Genomic DNA, 24,000 nt, shown 5'->3' with positions numbered 1-24,000 from the left:
TCACGGTTCGCAGCTGACGGCTGGGGTTCTGAGCCGCAAGGTCATCTTGCAGCAAGGGTAGTAGCCACCCTTGTCGCTATCGGACTGCCTGTAGAAGCAGAGCCCGACATCGACCGTATCGCCAGGGTAATGGCCGGTGATGCCGATCGTGTATGGCGCGCCGGGCGCATGCGACAGAGGTGAAGTCACCCCAACGCCAGGCGTCCTGGACAGAGCCTTGATCGAATCGCCGCCAAAGCCGGCATGGTCATGGAGATAGAGATCGGCCTCGAGGCCGGGGGGCGTGCAGAAATACCTGACATCCTCGACATCAAGGCAAGGAGGCAGATTGCCGGGGGGCGGAAAGTCCGGCGGATAGAACGGTGGCAGATAGCCGCCCGGCACCTGCTCGTAATAGCCGGCACGGCCTTCGCAGGGGCGCCAGACCTCGACGTCGCCGACATGGCCTTCGACTTCCGGGTCTTCGAAATAATTGTCGAAGTCGACGAACCACGCGCCGAAAGGCGGCATGTTGGCCGGCTTGACCAGTGCCGTCGGCGTGATTTGCACGCCGTGCACGGCGAGCGGCCCGCCGGCTGCGAGTTGTTCGGCAAGCTCCGGGTTGTCGCGCAACTTGTCGCCGGTATCGACCAGCGTGTCGGTGCAGACGCCGGTATCGAGATTGCCTTCGGCATCGTAGCCATATTGCAGGTCGAGGCCGCCGGCCGACTGTCGGTTGTCTTGCGGGAAGCCGACCGCATATTCCTGCGGCACTTCCACCCAGGCCGATTCCGTCGCCGGATCGTCCGGATTTTCGCGCCAGTAGCGGATGACCTCACCCTTGCCGGAATCGGCGAACTGGCTGTAGTCGTAGCGGTTCTCCACCGGGCCGCGCTGGGCCAGGTACATGAAGCCCTCGTTGTCGAAGGCGATGTCGGTGACCGCGTAATCCTTGTCGGCCTTGACCGTCAGTTCCCAGCGCGGGTCGCCGGCGAAACTGCCGTCGCCGGCAACGCCCACCGACCAGATCTCCGCCTTATCACCGACCGAATAATAGAGCCGGCCGCCACGATAGGCGACCGACCAGACGCGGCGCTCGTCCTGCGTGTAGCCCCAGCTGTCGGGGTCCTCGCTGTCGAAGGCAGCACCCTGGATGTCAATCACCGAGCCGTCGTCGGCAAGGGCGGCAAGCCCGTGCGCCGGGCGGCCGGCTATGCCGTGGTCGAACGTGTCGAGCAGCGCGCCATTGGCGTCGATGCGGTGGATGAGGCCGGTGTCGAGATCGCTGGCGAAGAACTGGCGGTGGATATTGTCGAAAGTGACGTCGCCGATGCCGGGACCGCTATTGGCGTCGATATCGGCGAATTTCGAGACGGCGCCGGTGATGCCGTCGATCTTCCAGATCGTTCCGGAGCCGCCGCCGTTTTCGGTGCCGAACTGGCCGTCCATGAAGACCGCGTCAGCCGTGCCGCGGCGCTGCCGCTCCGGCCGGCCGTCGGCGTCGCCGTCTGGCGTGACTATGCGGATGCCGTGCAGCGACGTGGCGCCGGCATAGAGGTTTGGAATGGCCGATGGAACGCCGTCGCGCACGCCGTCGTCGTAGGTGATGCCGAACACCTGGCCGATTTGCCCGGCCGTGACCTCGAACGGTGGCGGGGTGAAGACCAATTGGCCAGACGCCGGCCCGCCCAGCCTTGAGACGTCGAAGATGCGCAAGGTCGCGCGCGCCGTGTCGATGAAGGTTTCGTCGACGGGATCGACGCCCGGCGGCAGGCCTTCCTCGAAATTGGGAATGATGGTGCCGGAGAATCCGGTCACTGCCATTGAGCCGGGATAGATGATCTGGGTTTCCTGAGCCTGGGCCGAGCCACCGAGCCAGAGCCCAGCGGCGAGCGCCAAGATCGACAATCCGCTGGCAGCCTGGATGGCGCGGCGCAAACGGCCGGCACGAGAGCGCACGAACGCGCCGTGGTCGCAAGACATGGATCTCCCCCCACAGGTCATGGGAGAAGCATCCGGTCCCGGCGCGCAAATCAGGGCAAGGCGCGGCGTTCCGGCACGTTCATCCCTGATCGAATTGTCTGCTTTCCTCAACGTCACGATACGCCTGCGTCCGCGCAGGGTCAACGGAACCAGCGAAAAGCCCAGCGCATCGACCCGGTCCCGAAGGCGATGGTCGCGCTGAGTTCCTGCTGTTCCCGGAGACCATGGAGCCTCTGGATCTGTGGTCATGGGGCTTTCCTTTCCGGGGCCGCACCACGCGGCACCTGAGCGTCAGTCGCGGGGCGAGGCGGAAAGGTTCATGGGCCGGGGGCCGGGCCGGCTGGATCACCGCCGGAAAATACGGGCCTGCCGGTCCCGAATCCGATCAACCGCGATGAAAGGTGAACGCCTTGCGCAGAATGCTTGCGCGCCACGCAGCCTGTTCTTATATACGCGCCAAGCCGTCCAGCGCCGAATGCCGGTTGCCGGAGCGGAATTTCTTGTGAACAGGGGCTTTCGTCGGAACGCCTGTACGGGTCCTGAGAGCCTGCTTAGCGGAGAGATTAGAGAAATGGCAAAAGTAATCGGTATCGATCTGGGAACAACCAATTCCTGTGTCGCCATCATGGACGGCAAGGAATCCAAGGTCATCGAGAATGCGGAAGGCGCGCGCACGACCCCTTCCATCGTCGCCATCAACAGCGACGGCGAGCGCCTCGTCGGCCAGCCGGCAAAGCGCCAGGCGGTTACCAATCCTGAGAACACCATTTTCGCGGTCAAGCGCCTGATCGGCCGCCGCTACGACGATCCGGTGACGGAGAAGGACAAGAAGCTTGTCCCCTACAAGATCGTCAAGGGCGACAATGGCGACGCCTGGGTCGAGGCCGGCGGCAAGAAGCAGTCGCCTAGCCAGATCTCGGCGATGATCCTGCAGAAGATGAAGGAAACGGCGGAGGCCTATCTCGGCGAGAAGGTCGAGAAGGCGGTCATCACCGTTCCGGCCTATTTCAACGACGCCCAGCGCCAGGCGACCAAGGATGCCGGCAAGATCGCCGGCCTCGAAGTGCTGCGCATCATCAACGAGCCGACGGCGGCCGCGCTTGCCTATGGACTGGACAAGAAGGAAGGCAAGACGATTGCCGTCTATGACCTTGGCGGCGGCACGTTCGATATTTCGGTGCTCGAAATCGGCGACGGCGTGTTCGAGGTGAAGTCGACCAATGGCGACACCTTCCTCGGCGGCGAGGATTTCGACATGCGTCTGGTCGAATATCTGGCAGCCGAGTTCAAGAAGGAACAGGGCATCGACCTGCGGAACGACAAGCTCGCCCTTCAGCGCCTCAAGGAAGCGGCTGAAAAGGCCAAGATTGAGCTGTCGTCCACCACGCAGACCGAGATCAACCTGCCCTTCATCACCGCCGATGCCACCGGCCCCAAGCACCTGACGCTGAAGCTGACGCGGGCGAAGTTCGAGAGCCTGGTCGAGGATCTCGTCCAGCGCACGATCGATCCTTGCAAGGCGGCGCTCAAGGATGCCGGCCTGAAGGCCGGCGAAATCGACGAAGTCGTCCTGGTCGGCGGCATGACCCGTATGCCCAAGATCCAGGAGATCGTGAAGCAGTTCTTCGGCAAGGAGCCGCACAAGGGCGTCAACCCGGATGAAGTCGTCGCGTTGGGCGCCGCTATCCAGGCCGGCGTGCTGCAGGGCGACGTCAAGGACGTGCTGCTGCTCGACGTGACGCCGTTGTCGCTCGGCATCGAGACGCTGGGCGGCGTGTTCACTCGGCTGATCGAACGCAACACGACGATTCCGACAAAGAAGAGCCAGGTGTTCTCCACGGCCGAGGATTCGCAGTCGGCGGTGACCATCCGCGTCTTCCAGGGCGAGCGTGAAATGGCCGCCGACAACAAGGCGCTCGGCCAGTTCGATCTGGTCGGCATCCCGCCTGCGCCGCGCGGCGTGCCGCAGATCGAGGTCACCTTCGACATCGACGCCAACGGCATCGTCAACGTCTCGGCCAAGGACAAGGGCACCGGCAAGGAGCACCAGATCCGCATCCAGGCGTCCGGCGGCCTTTCGGACGCCGACATCGAGAAGATGGTCAAGGACGCCGAGGCCAATGCCGAAGCCGACAAGAAGCGGCGCGCGCTGGTCGAGGCCCGCAACCAGGCCGAGGCGCTGGTGCATTCCTCGGAGAAATCTCTGAAGGAATACGGCGAGAAGGTTTCCGAGGCCGACCGCACGGCGATTGCCGATGCGATCGCGGCGCTGAAGACCGCTGCCGAAGGCGACGATGTGACCGAGATCGAGGCCAAGACGCAGACGCTCGCCGAAGTCTCGATGAAGCTCGGCCAGGCCATGTACGAGGCTTCGCAGAAGGAAGCCGCCGAGGCCGACGCCAAGGCTGATGCCGCCAAGGACAGTGACGTCGTCGATGCCGACTTCGAGGAAATCGACGAAGACGACGAGAAGAAGAAGTCGGCCTGAACCGCCTGACGGTACAGGTAAGGGAAAAAGCCCGGCGCACAGCCGGGCTTTTTTGCAACCCTTTGCCGGAAAAACGCTGAGCTGCCCGAAAAAATGCGGACAAAGCCTCGTAGACACTGGCATCGCGGCTCCATCACACCTAAATCGGAACAGCGTGCCGGCAAACGACGCAACGATGCTTCAAGACGTTGACTATCCGGACTGCGGGAAAACATGAAAGCTGATTTTTACGAAACGCTAGGCGTGCAAAAGGGCGCCGACGAGAAGGAGCTCAAGAGCGCTTTTCGCAAGCTCGCCATGCAGTTCCATCCCGACCGCAACCCAGGCGACCATGCCTGCGAGCACAAGTTCAAGGAAATCAACGAAGCCTATGAGACACTGAAGGACCCGCAGAAGCGCGCCGCCTATGATCGCTTCGGCCACGCCGCCTTCGAGCACGGCGGTATGAATGGCGGGGCGCAAGGCTTTGGCGCCGGCGGTTTCGCCGACATTTTCGAAGACATTTTCGGCGACATGATGGGCGGGCGCCAGCGCCGCTCGTCCGGCGGCCGCGAGCGCGGCGCCGACCTGCGCTACAATATGGAAATTACGCTGGAAGAGGCATTTTCCGGCAAGACCGCGCAGATTCGGGTGCCAGCCTCGATCTCCTGCTCGGAATGCTCGGGCAGCGGCGCCAAGCCTGGCACCCAGCCCGTCACCTGCTCGATGTGCAACGGCCACGGCAAGGTGCGCGCCACGCAAGGCTTCTTCTCGATCGAGCGCACCTGCCCGCAATGCCAGGGGCGCGGCCAGACCATCAAGGATCCGTGCCCGAAATGCGCCGGCCAGGGCCGTGTCACCGAGGAGCGCTCGCTGTCGGTAAACATCCCTGCCGGCATCGAGGATGGCACCCGCATCCGGCTGGCCAATGAGGGCGAGGCCGGCCTGCGCGGCGGCCCGTCGGGCGATCTCTACATCTTCCTCGCGGTCAAGCCGCACGAATTCTTCCAGCGCGACGGGGCCGATCTTTATTGCAAGGTGCCGATCTCGATGACGACGGCAGCGCTTGGCGGCTCGTTCGAGGTGACGACACTGGACGGTACCCAGACGAAGGTGAAGGTGCCGGAAGGCACCCAGAACGGTCGCCAGTTCCGCCTCAAGGGCAAGGGCATGCCGGTGCTGCGCCAGCCCAATATCGGCGACCTCTACATCCAGACCGTGGTTGAGACGCCGCAGAACCTTTCGCGCCGTCAGCGCGAATTGCTGGAGGAATTCGAGCAGCTTTCCTCAAAGGACAATTCGCCTCAGTCGAGCGGATTTTTCGCCCGCATGAAAGACTTTTTCGAAACGTTCGGCGAGCACTGAAGCTGATCCCTGGAAAACGCTTCCCGAGCGTCATCAACACCTTATCCGGGGATTCGACTTGTCTTGCACCTCGTAACTGTTAAGTAGCATGCGAGGGAGCGTTGAGGAGGACTTTCGATGACGCGTAGTCCCGGACTGCGAAAGACGCTGGCGGAAAAGTTCGACGACGAGCTGAAGTTCTTCAAGGGCTGGATCGACAAGCCGAAGGCGGTCGGTTCGATCGTCCCGACCAGTTCCATCACCGCAGGCAAGATGGCCTCGATCGTCGATCCGACATCCGGCCTGCCGGTGCTCGAGGTCGGGCCCGGTACAGGCGTCATCACACGCGCCATCCTCGCCCAGGGCATAAAGCCTGAGAACCTCTACGCGGTCGAATATTCCACTGATTTCGTGCGCCATCTGCGCCAGCTTTATCCAGGCGTCAACGTCATCGAGGGCGACGCCTTCAATCTCGACGCGACGCTTGGCGACAAGCGCGACCTGATCTTCGATTCTGTGATATCGGGCGTGCCGCTGCTCAATTTCCCTGTCGCCCAGCGCATCGCCTATGTCGAGAGCCTGCTCGACCGTATCCCGGCGGGCCGGCCGATCGTGCAGCTGACTTACGGGCCGCTGTCGCCGATCCCGCCGGGCCGCGGCGACTATACGGTCGAGCATTTCCATTTCGTCATCCGCAACATTCCGCCGACGCAGCTTTGGATCTACCGACGCGGGGCCGCATGAATTGAAGCGTTGGGTTTGAATAGCACTTGTCTTATACCCATCGGGTGACAAGGCAGACCCATGGCTGTGATCCCGAAAATTCTCGTCGTCGCCGGTTCGTTGCGCAGCGGCGCCTATAGCGGCAGGACCGCCGACGTGGCACAGAAGGAACTTGCCATGCAGGGCGCCGAGGTGACCCGCATCTCGCTCGCCGACTATCCGCTGCCGATCCTCGACCAGGATTTGGAAAAGGACGAAGGCATTCCCGAAAACGCCGTCAAGCTCGGCCGGATGATCGCCGCCCATGACGGGCTGCTGATCGCGACGCCCGAATATAACGGCTCCATTCCACCGCTGCTCAAGAACAGCATCGATTGGGTGAGCCAGCTGCGCAAGGATGGCGGCCGGACGTTCAGGCCGCTTGCCGGCAAGGTCGCCGGCCTCTGCTCGTCTTCCAACGGACCCTTCGGCGGGATACGCTGCATCAACCATCTGCGCGCCGTTCTGGTACGCTGCCGGATGGAGGTGGTGACACCGGAGTGTTCGGTGCCGGAGGGCGGCTACGCCTTCGACGACGAGGGCAACTTCCGGGACGAAAGACTACGCCAATCGATGGAGCACCTATGCCGAACGCTGATCGAAACCTCGCGCATGCTGTCGACGCGGATCGAGGCATGATCCCGGACGCCGCGCATGCCGACACGATGCAGGAACGGCTGATCGTCGGCCTCGACCTGCCGACGCTGAAGGAAGCCGAGAAAGCGGTGCGCGAGCTCGACGGGATCGTCTCCTTCTACAAGATCGGTTACCAGCTCGCCTTTGCCGGCGGGCTCGATTTCGCCCGCGAGCTGGCCAGCGGCGGCACTAGGATCTTTCTCGACATGAAGCTCCTCGACATCGATAACACCGTTGCCAAGGGGGTCGACAACATCGCCAGGATGGGCATGAGCATGCTGACCATCCATGCCTATCCGAAGACGATGAAGGCGGCGGTCGAGGCCGCGAGGGGCAGCGACCTTTGCCTGCTCGGGGTCACCGTGCTGACCTCGATGGACGAGCAGGACGTGATCGACGCCGGCTATGAGTATGATCCGCATACACTGGTGCTGAGGCGCTCCGAGCAGGCGCTGCATGCCGGCATGGGCGGCATCGTCTGCTCGGCCGAGGAAGCTGAGGCGGTGCGCCGCATCGTCGGCCCCGACCTGGCGGTCGTGACGCCGGGAATCCGGCCGAAGGGCAGCGACCATGGCGACCAGAAGCGGGTGGTGACGCCGGCGCAGGCGATCCGTAACGGCTCCAGCCATCTCGTCGTCGGCCGGCCGATCGTCGGTGCGGCCGACAGGCGGGCGGCGGCGGAAGCCATCCTTGACGAAATGCGCTCCGCGTAACATCCCCAAAACCATTTCGGAGAAATGCCATGCCCAAGGGATACTGGATCGCTCGCGTCGACGTGCGCGATGCGGAAGGCTACAAGGACTATGTCGCAGCTGCCAAACCGGCCTTCGACCGCTTCGGCGCCAAGTTCCTGGCGCGCGGCGGCGCGCATGAGAAGGCCGAGGGGCCGGGCCGCGACCGCAACGTGATCATCGAGTTTCCGTCGCTTGCGGCGGCGCATGACTGCTACCACTCTCCCGAATACCAGCGCGCCGTCGCGATCCGCCAGAAGGTGGCCGAGGGCGAAATCGTGCTGGTCGAGGGGATTTAGGCGAGAAGCCGGTTCGCCGCTGCCTCCGCCATCGTATCGGCGAGGCTCAAGCCCCATTGCTGGCGACAGTAATCGCGGAAATCGAAGCAGGGCAGGCCGGGGCAGACCTCGAACTCGATGAGGTGGACGCTGTCGTCGGCTTCGACCCGGAAATCGATGGAAAACACATCCCGCAGGCCAAGCCCGACCATCAGGCTTTCGGCGATGTTGCGGATCCTTGCATCAGCCAGAGGCTGGCTGCCGGCGACCGGCAGCAGCAACGGCTCGGCGTAATTTCCCGTGGCTTTGGCCGCTTCGCCGGTATTGCCGTAAAGCGCCAGGCTGTCCTGCATGGTCTGGAAATCGCCGCCTGAATCGACAAAGGCGATGCCCAGCGCCTCGACGCCGGTATCCGGCCTCAATCCGAGAAAACTGGCGCGCGCGTTGCGGCCGGCGACATAGGGCTGGACGACGACATCGTCGCGATAGGCGGCGAAGACGCGCCGGCTAAGCTCCAGCGCATGGCCGAGATCGTGGCAGCGCGAATCGGGCCAGATACCGATCTTGGCGCCGAGCCGGTTCGGCTTGACGAACCAGCCGGCGGGCGAAGCCGGCGGCGCGACCAGCCAGGCGCCGTCACGGGCAAGGCCCGCCTGCGGCACCGGCAAGCCGAACGCGCCGAGCACGGCGCCTGAACGGAACTTGTCCTGGCAGAGCGCGAAAAGCGCATCGTCGGCGCCGATCGCCTCCAGGCCGTTCAGCCGTGCCAGAGCTGGTGCCGCGCCGCCGCGGAAATAGGCGATGCCGTCGGTCAGCGTCCAGACTAGCGTGGTCTTCGGGTCCTCGCCGGCGAGAACGCTTGCGGCGTCGTCGAGCGCCACCGGCGCAAACGACGGGCCGCGCTTCTGGCAAGCGGCGGCAAGTGCGTCGAATTCAGCAGCGATATCGGTCGATTGCGCCAGATAGGAGGCAATTTCGGCGGCACGCTCCGGCACGTGGTTATCGGCAACCAGCCGATCGAAGCAAGCCTTTTCTGGCTCGTAGACAAGGATCAGCTTCGGCTTGCGGCTTGACATGATCGAACGATTTCCCGGCAGCACGATTGCTAAAGCAATTCCAGGAAAAGTGTGAAACGGTTTTCCGTCCGGAATTGCGTCAAAACAAAGAGATAGAGCGGTTCAGCGTTCCCGCGAAACGATGAACCGTTCTAGCATCGCACGGCGAATGCATTCGGCTTTCGCGGAACCGACGTCAGCCGGACGCCTGCACGACAGCAACGGCGCCATCTTCCTGTTTGACCATGATCTTTTCCGAAAACCGGTTCCCACTTTTCGGGATCATGGTCAGCCAATCAGCACACGCGGCTCGAAGCGACCATTGACTGGAATGTCGAGCATAAATGTCATGCCGGCTTGCGGGTCGAGCAGGCGCTGCTTCTCGCTCTTGCCCGACCAGGCGGAGGTGACCGCCAGCCGGTCGGCATTCCTGCCGACGAAAGCCGGACAGGAAGGCTGCGTCGCCGGCATCGCCACCGAACGGACGAGCTTGCCGTCGGGTCCATAGGCTTCGACGACGCTGCCGCCCCAGCAGGCGTTCCACAATATGCCGTCACGGTCGAGCACCGAACCATCGATATAGCCCTTGGCCGAACGGTGGTCGACGAAGACCTTCGGTTCGCCAACCGGCAGGCCGGTCGCCGGATCGCAGCCGACGCGCATCAACAGCCCGGTGCTGGTGTCGGTGTAATAGGCGATCGTCCCATCCTCGGAAAAGCAGATCGAATTGGGCACCGTGACGTCGGCATAGAGCCGGCGCAGCTCGCACTTGAAGAACCAGTAGATCGAACCGGCGGCCTTCTCCTCGCCCTTGCCCATGGTGCCGACCCAGAGGGCGCCGCAAGGGTGAACGCGTGAATCGTTCGAGCGGGTGACCGTATTGTCGGCCTCGATCGGCGTGTGCAGCGTCAGCTTGCCGGTCGCGACGTCGCGGACATGCAGACCGGTCTCGGTGGCGATCAGCTGGCGTTGGTCGTCGATGATGCAGATGGCGCTGGCCATCTGACCGAGCTCGTGGATTTTGACGGCACCGCCCGACAGGCGCTGTTCGAGGAGCTGGCCGTTGACGATGTCGAACCAGTAGAGCGTGTCGGTGGCAGGGTCATAGCTTGGTCCCTCCCCGAGTTGGCAGACATGGTCGGAAAAAACCGAAACAATGGTCTCGCTCATCATGCCACTCCAAACGCCGCGTCCCAGGCCTGAACTGCGGCTTTCGCTCGCGCTGCCACTTCGTCGACGCTCATGCCCGGCTTGAACAGGCTGGAGCCAAGACCGAAGACGCTGACGCCGGCTGCCTTGTAGCCGGCAAAATCCTTATCCGAAACGCCGCCGACCGCGCCGACCAGCACACTGGCCGGCAGCACCGCGCGCATCGCCGAAATGCCCGCCGCGCCAAGCACGCTCGCCGGGAAGAATTTCAGTGCCGAGGCGCCGAGCCGGATTGCTTGAAATGCCTCGGTCGGCGTGAACACGCCGGGCATCGTCACCATGCCGTAGTGCATGGCACGGCCCATGACCTCGGCATCGATATTGGGGCTGACCAGCAGCCGCCCGCCGGCCTTGTGCAGGCCGTCGACATCGGCGGCGCTGAGCACCGTGCCGGCACCGACCAAGGCTGTTGGAGGAAGCGCTCCGACAATGCTGGCGATGGAGGCGTAAGGATCGGGCGAGTTGAGCGGCACCTCGATCGCTTCGATACCGGCGCCGAAGATCGCCTGGCCGATCGCCACCGCCTCGCTTGGCTTGAGGCCACGCAGGATGGCGACCAGACCCCGCTCGAGCTTTGGAAAAGGTGCGGTCTCTGTCATGCGGCAACTCCATTTCCGGCGATCATGCCATTTTCGCGCGCGGCTTCGGCAAGACCGGCACGCACCGCCTCGTCGGCGTCGACCACCCTGACCGCGAGCCCGGCAAGGCCGAGCGCGTCGGCATAGAGCGTGCCAAGTGCGCCCGACGCGATCAGCACGACGGGCACGGCACTCGCCCCATAACGGCGATTTGCCGAAGCGATCTCGCCGCCGATCAGCAGGCCGGACAGGCACGCGGCGGCATCCTCGGGCTTCAGATCCTGCAGCAGGCTGGCGGCGCGGATCGAGAACAGTCTTGAACCGATGTCACCGCCTTCGGCCAACGCCTTCAGGCACCACTCCCGGAAAAATGGATTTTCGGCGGCAACCGGCTTCGGCGGCTCGCCCAGCGAATGGCGCAGGATCGAGTGCGCGGCCAGCACCGAAAACAGCTCGCCGGTCGGCCAGGTGCCGAAACCGGCAACGGCACCGTCCTCGACCAGCACCCATTTCGAATGCGTGCCAGGCATGCAGACGACATGGCGTCCCTTTGCCGGCAAACCGGCGCCGGCAAGCTGCGTCTCCTCGCCGCGCATGACATCCGGGGCGTCGGCCAGACGCTGGGCAAGGCCGGGCACGATGCGGATGTCGCGGCGCTGGCCGGGGATGCGGGCAGCGCCGGCGAGAATAGCGCCGATCGGCGCCGGCACGCTGACATAGGGCGCCTCCAGCCAGCCCTGGCGCGAACCGGCCATGCCGCAAATGATGACCGGCAGCGCCTCGGCTGCGCCCAGTGCAGCCAGATGCCCTTCAAGAATGGACGAAAATCCTTTAGCCTGGGCGGTGATCAGCCCGTCATCGCCGCGCCGCTCGGCGAGAACCTTGCCGGCGCCGTCGAGCAGCCAGACCCTCATACGGGTGGTGCCCCAGTCGACGGCCGCGACGGAAGCTGCCTTGCTCGATGAGATCACAGGAACCCCCCATCGACGATCAGCATCTGCGCGGTCAGCATGCGTGAGGCATCCGACGCCAGGAACAGCACGGTGCCGACAATGTCTTCCGGCTGCATCACCTCTTTGATGCACTGTTTGGCGACATGAGCGGCGAGCGCTTCTTCGGTGACCCAGAGCTTTCTCTGCCGCTCGGTGATCACCCAGCCGGGCGCGATCGCGTTGACACGGATGCCATCGACGCCGAGCTTGCCGGCAAGACCCTTGGTGAGACCGACGATGCCGGCCTTGGCGGCGGTGTAGGCCGGCATATCGGGATGGTTGATGAGAAACGACGTCGAGGTGAAGTTGATGATCGAGCCGCCGCCGGCCCGCTTCATGCCCGGCGCCACCGCCTGTGCGCTGAAGAAATGCGGGCGCAGGTTGATGGCATGGTTGTTGTCCCAGAACTCCACCGTGACGTCTTCGACGGCATGACGGTCATCCTGAGCGGCATTGTTGACCAGCACGGTCACGTTGCCATGCGCCTCGGCGGCTTTGGCGATTGATACCCGCAATGCCTCGATGTCGCGTATGTCGGTCTTGAGATAGAACGGCCGCCGGCCGAGCTCCTTGTCTAACCGATCGGCCAGCGCCAGGCTCGGACGGTCGGCGATATCGATGAAGGCGACCTTTGCCCCCTGGCGGACAAAACCTTCGGTCAAGGCAGCACCAATGCCGGAGCCGCCGCCGGTGATCAGCACCGAAGCGCCTTCGAGGTCGGCAAAGCGTGCCGATGGCATCATGAAATTCTCTCCCGGTCCAATGATCGCGGTCGGCCGGCGCGCATCCTATCCAGCCATGTCGGGCGGGCAAGGGCGAAAGAGTGGATTGTCAGGACTTATGTCCGACAAAAGGCCGCACGGGCCGCCGATCGATCAGTTGCCCAGCCGGACGCGGTACAATTCGACGGCGGCTCCGCTGGTCCCGGCCACCGGCTCAAGCCATTCCGGCACGCTGCCGCGCATCAGCCCGGCAAGAAAGCCTGCCGGCGCCTCGGCTGCGAGGAGCTTGCTTTCGGCGCTGCCGGGGCACAGCGCGACGAGGCCGACGTGATGATCCGCCAGGATGGTCCTGGCATCGGCATCGGACCCAAGGAAGGCATCGAGCGCCAGCAGGTTGCCGGCGACGTTGCGATGATAGGGCCCGGCGAAGACGTGATGTCCGGAATAGGCCAGGATCGGCGATCCGAGATTGGAAATTGCCAGTATGGTGGTGCCTGGCAGGCGGCCAAGCGCCGCAAAGGAGGCCATGCGCTGGCAAGCGACATCGGCGCCGTCGCCATTATCGGCGGCGGTACTGCTGTCCTCGAAGGCGACCGAGGTTGCCGCGGCAGCCCCAGTCCAGACGGCATTCACCGAAACCAGCCAGACGGCGGCCATGCGCAGCGCCACGCTGCGCGACGGGCTGACCTCGGCCCGTTGACGCCATTTGGCAATCCAGGCGGCAAGCGGGACGACAGCGAAGGCGATCGAGAATGTCGAACCGCGCACCTGCCAAGCACTGACGATGAAGGCCACGACAAGCAGCGCGCCGACAAGGCTGTCCTGCCGCCGCCAGCCGCCACGGCCAAGGCGAAGCGCCATCAGCACGAGCGCAATGAGCGGCGTGGCATAGCGCGCCACCACCCCGGCCGGATCTTCAGCGAGCAGCTTGAACAGCGATTGCGCCTCGTCGATGTGATCAAGCCATAGCTCCTTGAGGCGCGGATCGAGGTTGGCGTAGGGCGCTGCCAGGCATTGTGGGAACAACAAGACGACGACAGCGCCCAATAGCAGGGCAAGCAGGCCAAGTGAGGCGATGCGCCGTTGGCGCGTGCGGCCGGCCGGCTCGATCGACGCTATCGCCGCAAGGCCGGTTCCGGCAATCGCCGCGACGACGAACTGCACGGTCGAAAAGGCGTCGCATTGCGCCTGACCCCAGGCAGACGGCGCAATGGTGGCGACAAAGACGAGAGCGGACACGCCGGCAAAGCCGAGGCCGAAATCCCTGGCGATCAGCCTCTCGCCATTGGCGCCGAGGGCGAACAGCATGGCGACAGAGGCGCCGATGGTGGCCACATAAGGGGCGGTCTCCATACCGACGGCCAGCATCAATCCGGCGCACAGGCCGGAGAGCAATGCCGCCGGCCTGCGCATTGGCGCTTCAAGCAATAGGCTCAGGCTGGCCATGCTCAGCATCAGCTGGATATTGTGGTGATCGAGCGCGCCAGGCGAAAAAATGCCAATGAAATACAGTGCGGCAGCGCCGACCACGACAGCGGGCAGCACGGCGCTGTCACCGGCAAAGCTGCGTGCGGCGCGGGCGGTGAAAAACACGGTCAGGCAGAAGAGCAGCGTCGGCCACAGCACTTGCGCAACATTCTCGGCAAAGGCCGCGCTGCCGGTCAGGGCCGATACGGCGATGATGATGGCGGCGATCGGCGCATCGACCAGCCGCGACCAATGCATGACGAAACCGCCTTCCAGGCCCATCCTGTACTGGTGCAGATCGAACCAGCCCTGGCTGGCCAGCATGTCGCGAACTTCGACAAGGCGCAGCAGATTGTCGTTGTCGCCGCCGGCATTGGTCAATTCCGGGAAGCCGGCAAGGGCATTGACGGCAAGTGCCGGCAACGTGGCAAGCAGCGCCAGCGCGATATCGGACCTCCAAATGGAGGCGCCATCGTCGGCTGTGCTCATATCAGGACCTTTGGAAGGAATACGGTGCGGTTTAAACCTAGCCTTAACAGCTTCAATAAATAGTAAAGCCGCCCGAGCGAGGCCGGCGCTTGAGCGGTCAGGGGCCTCACAGGGCATCCGGAGACGAAAAATGCCACAAGAAGTGCGCCATGAGCCGAGCATCGCCGTGCTCCTGCCTTGCTACAATGAGGAGCTGACGATCGGCGAAGTGGTGCGGCGCTTTCGCGAAACGCTGCCTGCCGCCGCGATCTATGTCTACGACAACAATTCGCGCGATCTGACGGCGCTCCGAGCCCGCGCCGCCGGCGCCATCGTGGTGCGCGAGCCGCGCCAGGGCAAAGGCAATGTCGTGCGCCGCATGTTCGCCGACATCGAGGCCGACATCTACCTGATGGCCGACGGCGACGGCACCTATGCGCCGGAGGACGCGCCGCAACTGATCAACACGCTGCTGACCGAGCGCTCCGACATGGTGGTGGGCACCAGGCGCGGCGTCGCCAACGACGCCGGCAGGACAGGCCACGCCTTCGGCAACCGCATCTTCAACAGCCTCTACAAACGTTTGTTCGGCTCGGACTTTACCGATATCTTCTCGGGTTACCGCGCCTTCACCAGGCGCTTCGTCAAGAGTTTTCCCGCCGTTTCCGGCGGTTTCGAGATCGAGACCGAAATGTCGGTGCACGCCTCGCAGCTCAAATTGCCGGTCAGCGAGATCGGACTCGACTATGGCCGCCGGCCGGAAGGCTCCTCGTCGAAGCTGTCGACCTTTCGCGACGGCGCGAAGATCCTGTGGATGTTCGCCATGCTGATGAAGGAGACGCAGCCGCTGCGTTTCTTCGGCGCTTTTTCGGTGTTCTTCCTGGCATCAAGCCTGTTTCTGATGGCGCCGGTGCTGATCGAGTTCGCCGAAACCGGGCTTGTGCCGCGCATGCCGACCTGGGTTCTGTCGGTCGGCCTGCTGCTGCTGTCGATGCTGGCGGCGGTGACCGGGGTGATCCTCGATTCGGTGTCGCGCGGCCGCGCCGAGCAGAAGCGCATCTTCTATCTGTCGATGCCTTCCGGTCGCGTCGAACGTGAACGTGCAAGCGCGCTCGCGACTTTGAAGGCCGGACCGCGCAAGACCCCGCGCGCGGCCTAGAGCCTAAATGGGACGCCTCGCCCGCTTCATTGTCGCCGGCGGCATCGGCTTCGTCGCCGACGCGGGTGCGCTTTGGCTGGTGCTGGCGGCAACGCCGCTTGGCCCCTTGGCAGCCCGCATCATTTCGATCGGTTTTGCGCTGTCCGCCACCTGGCTGATCAACCGCCACCTGACCTTCTCGCCTTCCAGCCGGGGCATCGCGCATGAGGGCGCCCGCTACGGCGGCGTCGGCATTGCCACCAGCGTCGTCAATTATCTCGTCTATTGCGTCATGTTGTTCGCACTGCCGATGGTGTCGCCGCTCATAGCCCTTGCGGTCGCCTCGCTGGTCGCCATGGCGCTGTCCTTCCTCGGCTATTCCAAGCTGGTGTTCGACCGCTGAAGGCACATCGCGTTGGGATCTGCGCCAAGCGAAGCGCAGCCTCATCATGACCTTGGCCGATTGGCAGAGGCCGCCGATTTCCTTATATCGCTGTCGTCGATGCATCGGCCCGAAAAATCGGAATCGATTTTCGGAAAGCACGATGCATGGATTCAAGAAATGTTGGAGCGTACTTTGTGCGTCCAAGTGGATCGCTCCAAGTGCGCCGGAGAGCTGCCATGCCCCTGAAAGTCGCCGTCCAGATGGACCACATCTCCACCGTGTCGGTAGCCGGCGACACGTCGTTTGCACTGTCGCTGGAGGCGCAGCGGCGCGGCCACCAATTGTTCCACTACACGCCCGACCGGCTGTCGCTGCGCGATGGCAAGGTGTTTGCCCGTATCGAGGCGATGCAGGTCCGCGACGAGAAGGGCAATCATTATTCGCTGGGCGAAGAAGTCCGCACCGATCTTTCGGAGATGGACGTCATCCTTTTGCGGCAGGATCCGCCCTTCGACATGAACTACATCACCACCACGCATATTCTCGAGCGCATCCATCCGAAGACGCTGGTGGTCAACGACCCGGCCTGGGTGCGCAACAGCCCGGAAAAGATCTTCGTCACCGAATTTCCCGACCTGATGCCGGACACGCTGATCACCAAGGACCCTCTCGAGGTCGCAGCCTTCCGCAAGGAGTTCGGCGATATCATCGTCAAACCGCTCTACGGCAATGGCGGCGCCGGCATCTTCCACCTGCACGAGGCCGACCGCAACCTCGCCTCGCTGCTCGAAATGTTCGACCAGTTGTTCCGCGAACCCTACATCGTGCAGCGCTACCTCAAGGAGGTGCGGGCTGGCGACAAGCGCATCATCCTGGTTGACGGCGAGCCTGTCGGCGCCATCAACCGGGTACCGGCCGAGCATGATTCCCGCTCCAACATGCATGTCGGCGGCCGCGCCGAAAAGACCGAGCTGACGGCGCGCGAACGCGAGATCTGTGCCCGCATCGGCCCCGCGCTGAAGGAGCGCGGCTTCATCCTTGTCGGCATCGACGTCATCGGCGACTACATGACCGAGATCAACGTGACCTCACCGACCGGCATACGCGAAGTGCAGCGCTTCGGCGGCGCCGACATCGCCAGCCTATTTTGGGATGCCGTCGAGGAGAAGCGCAACTAGCGTACATTGCTTCTGGAAGCGGCCGCGTTCCGGACCATTGCAGCCGTGGCGCTCAGCTGTTCCCCAAATGTTCTTGCCTTCGCCGGAAATCTGTGGTTGTCTCCGGTGACGCCGTTCGCGGCATGATCGCAAAGGCTTGGGGCAAAAGCCTGCATCCGGGGTGAAGACATGGTGGCGCGGGTTCGCACGGTTGCTTTCCAGGGCATCGAGGCCGTGCCGGTCGACGTGCAGGTGATGATCGCGCCGGGCAAGGTCAACATGCACATCGTCGGGCTGGCCGACAAGGCTGTAGCCGAAAGCCGCGAGCGGGTGCAGGCAGCGCTGCATGCATCCGGCCTGTCGATGCCGTCGAAGAAGGTCACCGTCAATCTGGCACCCGCTGACCTGCCCAAGGAAGGCAGCCATTACGATCTGCCGATCGCGCTCGGGCTGATGGCGGCGCTCGGCGCCATTCCGGGCGACATGCTGGCCGGCTATGTCGTGCTTGGCGAATTGTCGCTCGACGGCACCATCGCGGCGGTGGCCGGCGCGCTGCCGGCGGCGATCGGCGCCAATGCCGAAGGCAAGGGCTTGATCTGCCCGTTCGCCTGCGGGCCGGAAGCGGCCTGGGCCGGCAAGGATTTCGACATATTGGCGCCGCGCAGCCTGATCGCCATCGCCAATCATTTTCGCGGCACGCAGGTTCTGTCGCGGCCGGAAGCCGGCATCCATGCCTCGGCGCGCGACCTGCCCGACCTTGCCGACATCAAGGGCCAGGAGACCGCCAAGCGGGCGCTGGAGGTGGCGGCGGCCGGCGGCCACAATCTTCTGATGGTCGGACCGCCGGGGTCGGGAAAGTCGATGCTGGCGCAGCGGCTGCCGTCGATCCTGCCGCCGCTGGCGCCCAGGGAATTGCTCGAAGTCTCGATGATCGCCTCGGTGGCCGGCGAACTCGGCGAAGGAAAACTCACCGACCGGCGGCCGTTCCGCGCGCCACATCATTCGGCCTCGATGGCGGCGATGGTCGGCGGCGGTCTGCGCGTGCGGCCGGGCGAGGCCTCGCTTGCCCATCACGGCGTGCTGTTCCTCGACGAGTTCCCCGAATTCTCGCCGCAGGCGCTCGATGCACTGCGCCAGCCGCTCGAGACCGGCGACTGCATGATCGCGCGCGCCAATCATCGCGTCACCTATCCGGCACGTATCCAGCTGGTCGCGGCGATGAACCCGTGCCGCTGCGGCATGGCCGGCGAGCCCGGCTATCGCTGCCTGCGCGGCGACCGCTGCCGCACCGACTACCAGGCGCGCATTTCCGGCCCGCTGCTCGACCGTATCGACCTCAGGATCGAGGTGCCGGCGGTCTCGGCCAGCGATTTGATCCGGCCGGACCGGGCAGAGAAAAGTGCCGCGGTGGCGCTGCGCGTCGCCCGCGCCCGTACGATCCAGCGCGAGCGCTTCGAGCGGCTCGGCGCGACCGCCACCACCAACGCCCATTGCTCGCCCTCCGTCATCGAGGCGATCGCCATGCCCGATGCCGCCGGCCTGTCGTTGCTCAGAGATGCCAGCGAAAAACTCGGCTTTTCCGCGCGCGCCTATCACCGCGTCTTGAAGGTGGCGCGGACGCTGGCCGACCTCGAGGCAAGCGAAACAGTCGGCCGCATCCATCTGGCCGAAGCGATTTCCTACCGCATGAGCTCGGAACGGATGGCACAAGCGGCGTAGGCTTCCTTCCCCTCGAGGGGAGGGTGGCCGCGAAGCGGCCGGGTGGGGTCGCCGGCGACGTGCTCGGCCTTTAACGTCTGCACGATATGCGCAGATCAAGATGGCACCGAGTATTGGTCGCCAAGACAATCCCGTTCTTGTCGCTGGAATGGGAGTCGGCGCACTTCTTGCAGGACCCCTCCCGGCCCTTCGGGCCACCCTCCCCTCAAGGGGGAGGGGGACCCCGACTCCCATGCCTTCGCTTCAGGTGCCCTGCTTCGCCTTCAGCTCCAGCCGCCGCGCGTGCAGCACTGGCTCGGTGTAGCCGTTGGGCTGGATGCGGCCTTTGAAGACGAGGTCGCAGGCGGCGAGGAAGGCGATGGACTTGTCGAAATCCGGCGCCATCGGCCGGTAGAGCGGATCGCCTTCGTTCTGGCGGTCGACGATCGCCGCCATGCGTTTCATCGTCTCCATGACCTGCTCGGGCGTGCAGACGCCGTGATGCAGCCAGTTGGCGATGTGCTGCGAGGAGATGCGCAGCGTGGCGCGGTCCTCCATCAGGCCGACGTCGTTTATGTCCGGCACTTTCGAACAGCCGACGCCCTGGTCGATCCAGCGCACGACATAGCCCAGAATGCCTTGCGCGTTGTTGTCGAGTTCCTTCTGGATGTCCGCCTGAGACCAGTTCGGCCGCACCGCGACCGGCACCGACAGGATGTCGTCGAGTTTTGCCTTGGGCCGGCTCTTCAGTGCCGCCTGCACGGCATGGACGTCGACCTTGTGGTAGTGCGTGGCGTGCAGGGTTGCCGCCGTCGGCGACGGCACCCAGGCGGTGTTGGCGCCGGCCTTGGGATGCGCGATTTTCTCGGCCAGCATCGCCGCCATCAGGTCGGGCATCGCCCACATGCCCTTGCCTATCTGGGCGTGGCCGGCCAACCCACATTCCAGCCCGATGTCGACGTTCCAGGCTTCGTAGGCGGCAATCCAGGCGGCCTGCTTCATGTCGCCCTTGCGGATCATCGGGCCGGCTTCCATCGAGGTGTGGATCTCGTCGCCGGTGCGATCGAGGAAGCCGGTGTTGATGAAGACGACGCGTTCTTTCGCGGCGCGGATCGCCTCCTTGAGGTTGACGGTGGTGCGCCGCTCCTCGTCCATGATGCCCATCTTGAGGGTGTTTTTGGGCACGCCGAGCAGCGCCTCGACACGGTCGAAAATCTCGACGGCGAAGGCAACTTCGTCGGGCCCGTGCATCTTGGGCTTTACGATGTACATCGAGCCGGCGCGAGAATTGGTGCGGCGCCCGTTCACGCCGATGTCATGCAGCGCGATCAGCGCCGTCAGCGCCGCATCCATGATGCCTTCCGGCACCTCGTTGCCGTCGCGGTCTGATATCGCCGGATTGGTCATAAGGTGGCCGACATTCCTGACCAGCATCAGCGAGCGGCCGGGCAAGGTCAGCGTGCCGCCATCCGGCGCGGTGTAAGTACGGTCGGGGTTGAGCCTTCGGACAAAGCTCTTGCCGGCCTTGGTGATCTCTTCCGCCAAGTCGCCCTTCATCAGGCCGAGCCAGTTGCGGTAGACCAGCACCTTGTCCTGCGCATCCACCGCGGCGACCGAATCCTCGCAGTCCTGGATGGTGGTCAGCGCCGATTCCAGCACGACATCGGCAATGCCGGCCGGATCGGTGCGGCCGATCTGGTTGTTGTGGTCGACAACGATTTCGATGTGCAGGCCGTTCTTGGTGAGCAGCACGGCTTCGGGGTCGGCGGCATCGCCGCGATAGCCGGCAAACTGTCTGAGGTCGGCAAGCGTGGTGGCGCCGGCACCCTCGCCGAGCCGCAACATGCCGTTGGCGACCGAAAGCCCGTTGACGCCGGCCCATTTGCCTGTGGTGAGCGGCACCGCCTCGTCGAAGAAGCTTTTCACCCAGGCGACGACCTTGGCGCCGCGCGCCGGATTGAATTTGTTGCCTCGCTCGGCGCCGGCCGTCTCCGGGATAGCGTCGGTTCCGTAGAGCGCATCGTACAGCGAGCCCCAGCGCGCATTGGCGGCGTTCAGCGCATAACGCGCGTTCATCACCGGCACCACCAGCTGCGGCCCGGCGACCGAAGCGATTTCCGGGTCGACATTTTCGGTCGTCACGCTGAAGGCCGGCCCCTCGGGCAGGAGATAGCCGATCTCGCGCAGGAAGCTCGTGTAGGCCTCCATGTCGACGGGCGCGCCATTGTCGCGATACCAGCGGTCGAGCTTGTCCTGCATGGCATCGCGCTTTTCGAGCAGCGCCCGGTTTTTTGGCGAGAGATCATGGACGATGGCCGAAAAACCGTTCCAGAATGCCTCCGCCTCGATGCCGGTGCCCGGCATCGCTTCGTTCACGACAAAATCATGAAGCTCGCGGGCAATCCGCAATCCGGCGATCTCGACGCGATCAGTCATCAGGGCTTCTCCAGACGAAAGGCTAGGCCGGGCCTTTGGCATGTCACGGTGGCAGGGTCAATTCAGCTCAGGGAGAAGGTAGGGCAAATCGCTTCGGGTTTCTAATTCGCCACACCGGAACTTGGTATTGCCGCTGGAGCTGCCAATCTCCCCTCTCGTGGGGGAGATGCCCGGCAGGGCAGAGGGGGGCGCGAAGGATCGCAGACCTTGTCACTCGCGAACAAGCCTGAGGGCGCAACTGCGAAGGACTGATACGTCGGCGGGACAGCGCCCCCCTCTGTCCTGCCGGACATCTCCCCACAAGGGGGGAGATTGGCTGAACCTACACCGCAATCCTTGGCCGTCCCGACGCCACCGCCACGACATGCGCCTCGATGAACATGCGCTGGCCCTCTACGGTGGAGACTCGGAACTCGCTGGCGATTTCGATCTCGGCACTGTCGGTGCCGGCGTCCTTAGCCCGCCCGGCGGCAATCGCCCGCACATCTTTCTCCGCCGCGGCGATTGCCGCCGCCTCGTCGTTGAAATCGCGCACGCTTTCACCGGAGGCGACGCGGAACAGCCCTTCCTTGGGCTGGCTGACGCGCGCCTCGGCCGAGACCCGCACCTGGCCGACGACGGCGCCGAGCGCGTTGGCGACATCGGTATCCTCAGGCACCATGCATTCATTGCCGACCAGCTCGGCCAGGCCGGCATAGTGCAGCGGCGCCGAGGCGCCGAGGCCGATGACCGGACGGTCGAGCGCGACGCTGAGGCGGGCGATGCCGGGATGCGCGTCGACGGCGCGCTGGACCAGGGCATGGGCGACGGTCGCCGCGCCATCCAGCCCGTCCTCGGCAAAGGCGGTCTCGAGGATGACTTCCGCCGACAGGCGGGTCAGCGCGGTCAGCACCCGTTCCGAGATCGCCTCCGGCGAGGCGGCGATGAACTGGCCGCGGCCGTCGCGCTTGCGCGCGAACAACTCGGCGCCGAGACGCGCCGCGGCCGCATCCCAATTGGCCTGCCTGCCCAGCACATGCGCGGCGTCCGACGGCGTGAAGCCGGCGACATGCACCAGCCCGCGCGACACCAGCCGGTTCAAGGTGGCGTTCTGGGCGTTCGAGGTCAGCAATCTGTCGAGAGCCTGCGGCACGGCACCAATCAGCTCGTAAAGCTTGGCTTCGGCACCGGTCAGTCCGGCCGCCAGCCGCTCCGGCACGCCGGTGCGCACCGCCAGCCGGCCATCCATGCGGCCGGGGTTGGGCGCGCGCAGCTGGCGTTCGAGCTCCGCGGTGACGGCCTCGCCATGCATCATGCCGGCCAGCGCCAGCGGCACCAGGCGGCGCGGGCCGAGCAGGATTCTCGGATTGAGCGCGCCGTCCTCCAGCGCCACTTCGGAATCGCCGCCGAGGCCAAAAGTGCGCATCGCGACGGCCTCGACCATGGTGCGGAAACCGCCGACGGTGGCGCCTTCCGGATCGAGCCGCGGCCGGCCCTTGTCGAGCACGGCGACGTCGGTGGTGGTGCCGCCGATATCGGAGACCACGGCATCGTCGAGGCCGGTCATGTGGCGGGCGCCGACAAGGCTGGCGGCGGGGCCGGACAGGATGGTCTCGATCGGCCGCTGGCGGGCAAAGGCGGCCGAGACCAGAGCGCCGTCGCCGCGCACCACCATCAGCGGGGCGGCGATGTTGCGCGCGGCCAAAAAGCCTTCGGTTGCCGCGACCAGCCGGTCGATCATCGAGATCAGCCTGGCGTTGAGCAATGTCGTCAGCGCCCGGCGCGGGCCGCCGAGCTTGGCCGACAGTTCGTGGCTGGCGGTGACCGGCAGGCCGGTCCTGTCGCGGATCAGGTTCCGCGCGCTTAGCTCATGCGCCGGGTTGCGGGTGGCGAAATAGGCGCAGACGGCAAAGCCGGACACCGACTTTTCCAGTTCCGGCAAAGCTGCCTCCAGCCCGGAAAGATCGAGCTTTGCCGCATTGCCATGGACATCGTGGCCGCCGGGGCAGAACACCACCGGGTCGGTGCCGAGCGCCGCCTTCAGCCCGTCGCGGGCAAGGTCGCCCTCGGCAAAGCCGATCATCACCAGCGCTACGCGCCCGCCCTGGCCCTCGACCAGCGCATTGGTGGCTAGCGTCGTCGACATCGACACCAGTTTGATCGCTGCCGGGTCGGTGCCGGCCTTTTGCAGCACCGCATCGACTGCGCCCGATATGCCGACCGCCAGGTCGTGGCGGGTGGTCAGCGCCTTGGCCTTGGCCAGCACTTTTCCGCCGGGGCCGCCGGCTTCCGACCACAGCACCGCGTCGGTATAGGTGCCGCCGGTGTCGATGCCGAGGAACAGGGGTGGCGATTTGATCTTGGCGGTCATATTTGGGTCCGGAGAATTGCTGCCCCGCCCTTAGCCGATATGAACGGGCCGATAAAGGCACGAGCGCTGGGCCAAGGCAGCGTAATCTCCCCCCTCGAGGGGGAGATGGCCGGCAGGCCAGAGGGGGTCGTCTCGCGTGGAGCCCCGGCATTCTCTGGCCGCGAT

General features: G+C 64.7%; 19 protein-coding genes. 10 read left to right on the top strand and 9 right to left on the bottom strand.

The window, feature by feature from the left end; genetic code table 11:
- The gene (locus NKI17_RS04720) at positions 1-1,962 is read right to left on the bottom strand and encodes a hypothetical protein (RefSeq protein ID WP_023679850.1); all 1,962 of its coding nucleotides are present in this window, start codon (positions 1,960-1,962) and stop codon (positions 1-3) included.
- A gap of 571 nt (positions 1,963-2,533) precedes the next feature.
- Here NKI17_RS04720 and dnaK point away from each other — a divergent pair.
- From dnaK to NKI17_RS04690, 6 genes are all read left to right on the top strand, one after another.
- Complete coding sequence (gene dnaK, locus NKI17_RS04715) at positions 2,534-4,450, top strand: molecular chaperone DnaK (protein ID WP_023679851.1); 1,917 nt, start codon at positions 2,534-2,536, stop codon at positions 4,448-4,450.
- Between the two features lie 213 nt (positions 4,451-4,663).
- The gene (dnaJ, locus tag NKI17_RS04710; protein ID WP_023679852.1) at positions 4,664-5,794 is read left to right on the top strand and encodes a molecular chaperone DnaJ; all 1,131 of its coding nucleotides are present in this window, start codon (positions 4,664-4,666) and stop codon (positions 5,792-5,794) included.
- A 117-nt stretch (positions 5,795-5,911) separates the two neighbouring features.
- The gene (pmtA, locus tag NKI17_RS04705) at positions 5,912-6,517 is read left to right on the top strand and encodes a phospholipid N-methyltransferase PmtA (protein WP_023679853.1); all 606 of its coding nucleotides are present in this window, start codon (positions 5,912-5,914) and stop codon (positions 6,515-6,517) included.
- Positions 6,518-6,577: 60 nt separating this feature from the next.
- On the top strand, positions 6,578-7,174 hold the full coding sequence (locus NKI17_RS04700; protein WP_352571544.1) for an NADPH-dependent FMN reductase: 597 nt from the start codon (positions 6,578-6,580) through the stop codon (positions 7,172-7,174).
- Complete coding sequence (pyrF, locus tag NKI17_RS04695; protein WP_023679855.1) at positions 7,171-7,884, top strand: orotidine-5'-phosphate decarboxylase; 714 nt, start codon at positions 7,171-7,173, stop codon at positions 7,882-7,884. Before NKI17_RS04700 ends, pyrF begins: the two co-directional genes overlap by 4 nt.
- Positions 7,885-7,913: 29 nt before the next feature.
- Complete coding sequence (locus NKI17_RS04690) at positions 7,914-8,201, top strand: DUF1330 domain-containing protein (RefSeq protein ID WP_023679856.1); 288 nt, start codon at positions 7,914-7,916, stop codon at positions 8,199-8,201.
- Here the strand turns inward: NKI17_RS04690 and NKI17_RS04685 are convergent.
- The 6 genes from NKI17_RS04685 to NKI17_RS04660 all read right to left on the bottom strand — a co-directional run bounded on the left by NKI17_RS04685 (position 8,198) and on the right by NKI17_RS04660 (position 14,692).
- Positions 8,198-9,256 carry a D-alanine--D-alanine ligase family protein gene (locus NKI17_RS04685; protein WP_352620806.1) on the bottom strand — a complete coding sequence of 353 codons (1,059 nt, stop codon included), beginning with the start codon at positions 9,254-9,256 and terminating at the stop codon, positions 8,198-8,200. The genes NKI17_RS04690 and NKI17_RS04685 overlap by 4 nt on opposite strands.
- Positions 9,257-9,523: 267 nt before the next feature.
- Complete coding sequence (locus tag NKI17_RS04680; RefSeq protein ID WP_352620807.1) at positions 9,524-10,405, bottom strand: SMP-30/gluconolactonase/LRE family protein; 882 nt, start codon at positions 10,403-10,405, stop codon at positions 9,524-9,526.
- On the bottom strand, positions 10,405-11,043 hold the full coding sequence (locus tag NKI17_RS04675; RefSeq protein WP_023679860.1) for a 2-dehydro-3-deoxy-6-phosphogalactonate aldolase: 639 nt from the start codon (positions 11,041-11,043) through the stop codon (positions 10,405-10,407). Before NKI17_RS04675 ends, NKI17_RS04680 begins: the two co-directional genes overlap by 1 nt.
- On the bottom strand, positions 11,040-11,990 hold the full coding sequence (locus tag NKI17_RS04670; protein WP_031212749.1) for a 2-dehydro-3-deoxygalactonokinase: 951 nt from the start codon (positions 11,988-11,990) through the stop codon (positions 11,040-11,042). Before NKI17_RS04670 ends, NKI17_RS04675 begins: the two co-directional genes overlap by 4 nt.
- Positions 11,990-12,757 carry an SDR family NAD(P)-dependent oxidoreductase gene (locus NKI17_RS04665; RefSeq protein ID WP_023679862.1) on the bottom strand — a complete coding sequence of 256 codons (768 nt, stop codon included), beginning with the start codon at positions 12,755-12,757 and terminating at the stop codon, positions 11,990-11,992. Before NKI17_RS04665 ends, NKI17_RS04670 begins: the two co-directional genes overlap by 1 nt.
- Before the next feature lie 132 nt (positions 12,758-12,889).
- On the bottom strand, positions 12,890-14,692 hold the full coding sequence (locus NKI17_RS04660; protein WP_352905459.1) for a GtrA family protein: 1,803 nt from the start codon (positions 14,690-14,692) through the stop codon (positions 12,890-12,892).
- 130 nt (positions 14,693-14,822) lie between these two features.
- Between NKI17_RS04660 and NKI17_RS04655 the strand changes: the two genes are divergently transcribed.
- The 4 genes from NKI17_RS04655 to NKI17_RS04640 all read left to right on the top strand — a co-directional run bounded on the left by NKI17_RS04655 (position 14,823) and on the right by NKI17_RS04640 (position 19,070).
- On the top strand, positions 14,823-15,830 hold the full coding sequence (locus NKI17_RS04655; RefSeq protein ID WP_031212751.1) for a glycosyltransferase: 1,008 nt from the start codon (positions 14,823-14,825) through the stop codon (positions 15,828-15,830).
- A 7-nt stretch (positions 15,831-15,837) separates the two neighbouring features.
- On the top strand, positions 15,838-16,212 hold the full coding sequence (locus NKI17_RS04650; RefSeq protein ID WP_023679865.1) for a GtrA family protein: 375 nt from the start codon (positions 15,838-15,840) through the stop codon (positions 16,210-16,212).
- Between the two features lie 218 nt (positions 16,213-16,430).
- Complete coding sequence (gene gshB / locus NKI17_RS04645; protein ID WP_023679866.1) at positions 16,431-17,372, top strand: glutathione synthase; 942 nt, start codon at positions 16,431-16,433, stop codon at positions 17,370-17,372.
- Positions 17,373-17,540: 168 nt separating this feature from the next.
- Entirely contained in the window at positions 17,541-19,070 is a 1,530-nt protein-coding gene (locus tag NKI17_RS04640; protein ID WP_352571552.1) for a YifB family Mg chelatase-like AAA ATPase, read from the top strand.
- A gap of 243 nt (positions 19,071-19,313) precedes the next feature.
- Here the strand turns inward: NKI17_RS04640 and NKI17_RS04635 are convergent, their stop codons facing one another.
- Complete coding sequence (locus NKI17_RS04635) at positions 19,314-21,485, bottom strand: malate synthase G (protein ID WP_352905457.1); 2,172 nt, start codon at positions 21,483-21,485, stop codon at positions 19,314-19,316.
- Between the two features lie 322 nt (positions 21,486-21,807).
- Positions 21,808-23,835, bottom strand: a complete 2,028-nt coding sequence (locus NKI17_RS04630) for a hydantoinase/oxoprolinase N-terminal domain-containing protein (RefSeq protein ID WP_352905455.1) — start codon at positions 23,833-23,835, stop codon at positions 21,808-21,810.
- Between the last annotated feature and the right edge of the window lie 165 nt (positions 23,836-24,000).

It is taken from the genome of Mesorhizobium sp. M0816, assembly GCF_040320005.1.
Lineage (GTDB): Bacteria > Pseudomonadota > Alphaproteobacteria > Rhizobiales > Rhizobiaceae > Mesorhizobium.
Note: the sequence above shows the minus strand (reverse complement) of the source record. Positions and strands in the feature narration are given on the sequence as shown.

What these genes read in the sequence shown, in the direction of transcription:
- NKI17_RS04720 (WP_023679850.1), bottom strand. Translation starts at nt 1,962, where the DNA reads ATGTCTTGCGACCACGGCGCGTTCGTGCGCTCTCGTGCCGGCCGTTTG.
- dnaK (WP_023679851.1), top strand. Translation starts at nt 2,534, where the DNA reads ATGGCAAAAGTAATCGGTATCGATCTGGGAACAACCAATTCCTGTGTC.
- dnaJ (WP_023679852.1), top strand. Translation starts at nt 4,664, where the DNA reads ATGAAAGCTGATTTTTACGAAACGCTAGGCGTGCAAAAGGGCGCCGAC.
- pmtA (WP_023679853.1), top strand. Translation starts at nt 5,912, where the DNA reads ATGACGCGTAGTCCCGGACTGCGAAAGACGCTGGCGGAAAAGTTCGAC.
- NKI17_RS04700 (WP_352571544.1), top strand. Translation starts at nt 6,578, where the DNA reads ATGGCTGTGATCCCGAAAATTCTCGTCGTCGCCGGTTCGTTGCGCAGC.
- pyrF (WP_023679855.1), top strand. Translation starts at nt 7,171, where the DNA reads ATGATCCCGGACGCCGCGCATGCCGACACGATGCAGGAACGGCTGATC.
- NKI17_RS04690 (WP_023679856.1), top strand. Translation starts at nt 7,914, where the DNA reads ATGCCCAAGGGATACTGGATCGCTCGCGTCGACGTGCGCGATGCGGAA.
- NKI17_RS04685 (WP_352620806.1), bottom strand. Translation starts at nt 9,256, where the DNA reads ATGTCAAGCCGCAAGCCGAAGCTGATCCTTGTCTACGAGCCAGAAAAG.
- NKI17_RS04680 (WP_352620807.1), bottom strand. Translation starts at nt 10,405, where the DNA reads ATGAGCGAGACCATTGTTTCGGTTTTTTCCGACCATGTCTGCCAACTC.
- NKI17_RS04675 (WP_023679860.1), bottom strand. Translation starts at nt 11,043, where the DNA reads ATGACAGAGACCGCACCTTTTCCAAAGCTCGAGCGGGGTCTGGTCGCC.
- NKI17_RS04665 (WP_023679862.1), bottom strand. Translation starts at nt 12,757, where the DNA reads ATGATGCCATCGGCACGCTTTGCCGACCTCGAAGGCGCTTCGGTGCTG.
- NKI17_RS04660 (WP_352905459.1), bottom strand. Translation starts at nt 14,692, where the DNA reads ATGAGCACAGCCGACGATGGCGCCTCCATTTGGAGGTCCGATATCGCG.
- NKI17_RS04655 (WP_031212751.1), top strand. Translation starts at nt 14,823, where the DNA reads ATGCCACAAGAAGTGCGCCATGAGCCGAGCATCGCCGTGCTCCTGCCT.
- NKI17_RS04650 (WP_023679865.1), top strand. Translation starts at nt 15,838, where the DNA reads ATGGGACGCCTCGCCCGCTTCATTGTCGCCGGCGGCATCGGCTTCGTC.
- gshB (WP_023679866.1), top strand. Translation starts at nt 16,431, where the DNA reads ATGCCCCTGAAAGTCGCCGTCCAGATGGACCACATCTCCACCGTGTCG.
- NKI17_RS04640 (WP_352571552.1), top strand. Translation starts at nt 17,541, where the DNA reads ATGGTGGCGCGGGTTCGCACGGTTGCTTTCCAGGGCATCGAGGCCGTG.
- NKI17_RS04635 (WP_352905457.1), bottom strand. Translation starts at nt 21,485, where the DNA reads ATGACTGATCGCGTCGAGATCGCCGGATTGCGGATTGCCCGCGAGCTT.
- NKI17_RS04630 (WP_352905455.1), bottom strand. Translation starts at nt 23,835, where the DNA reads ATGACCGCCAAGATCAAATCGCCACCCCTGTTCCTCGGCATCGACACC.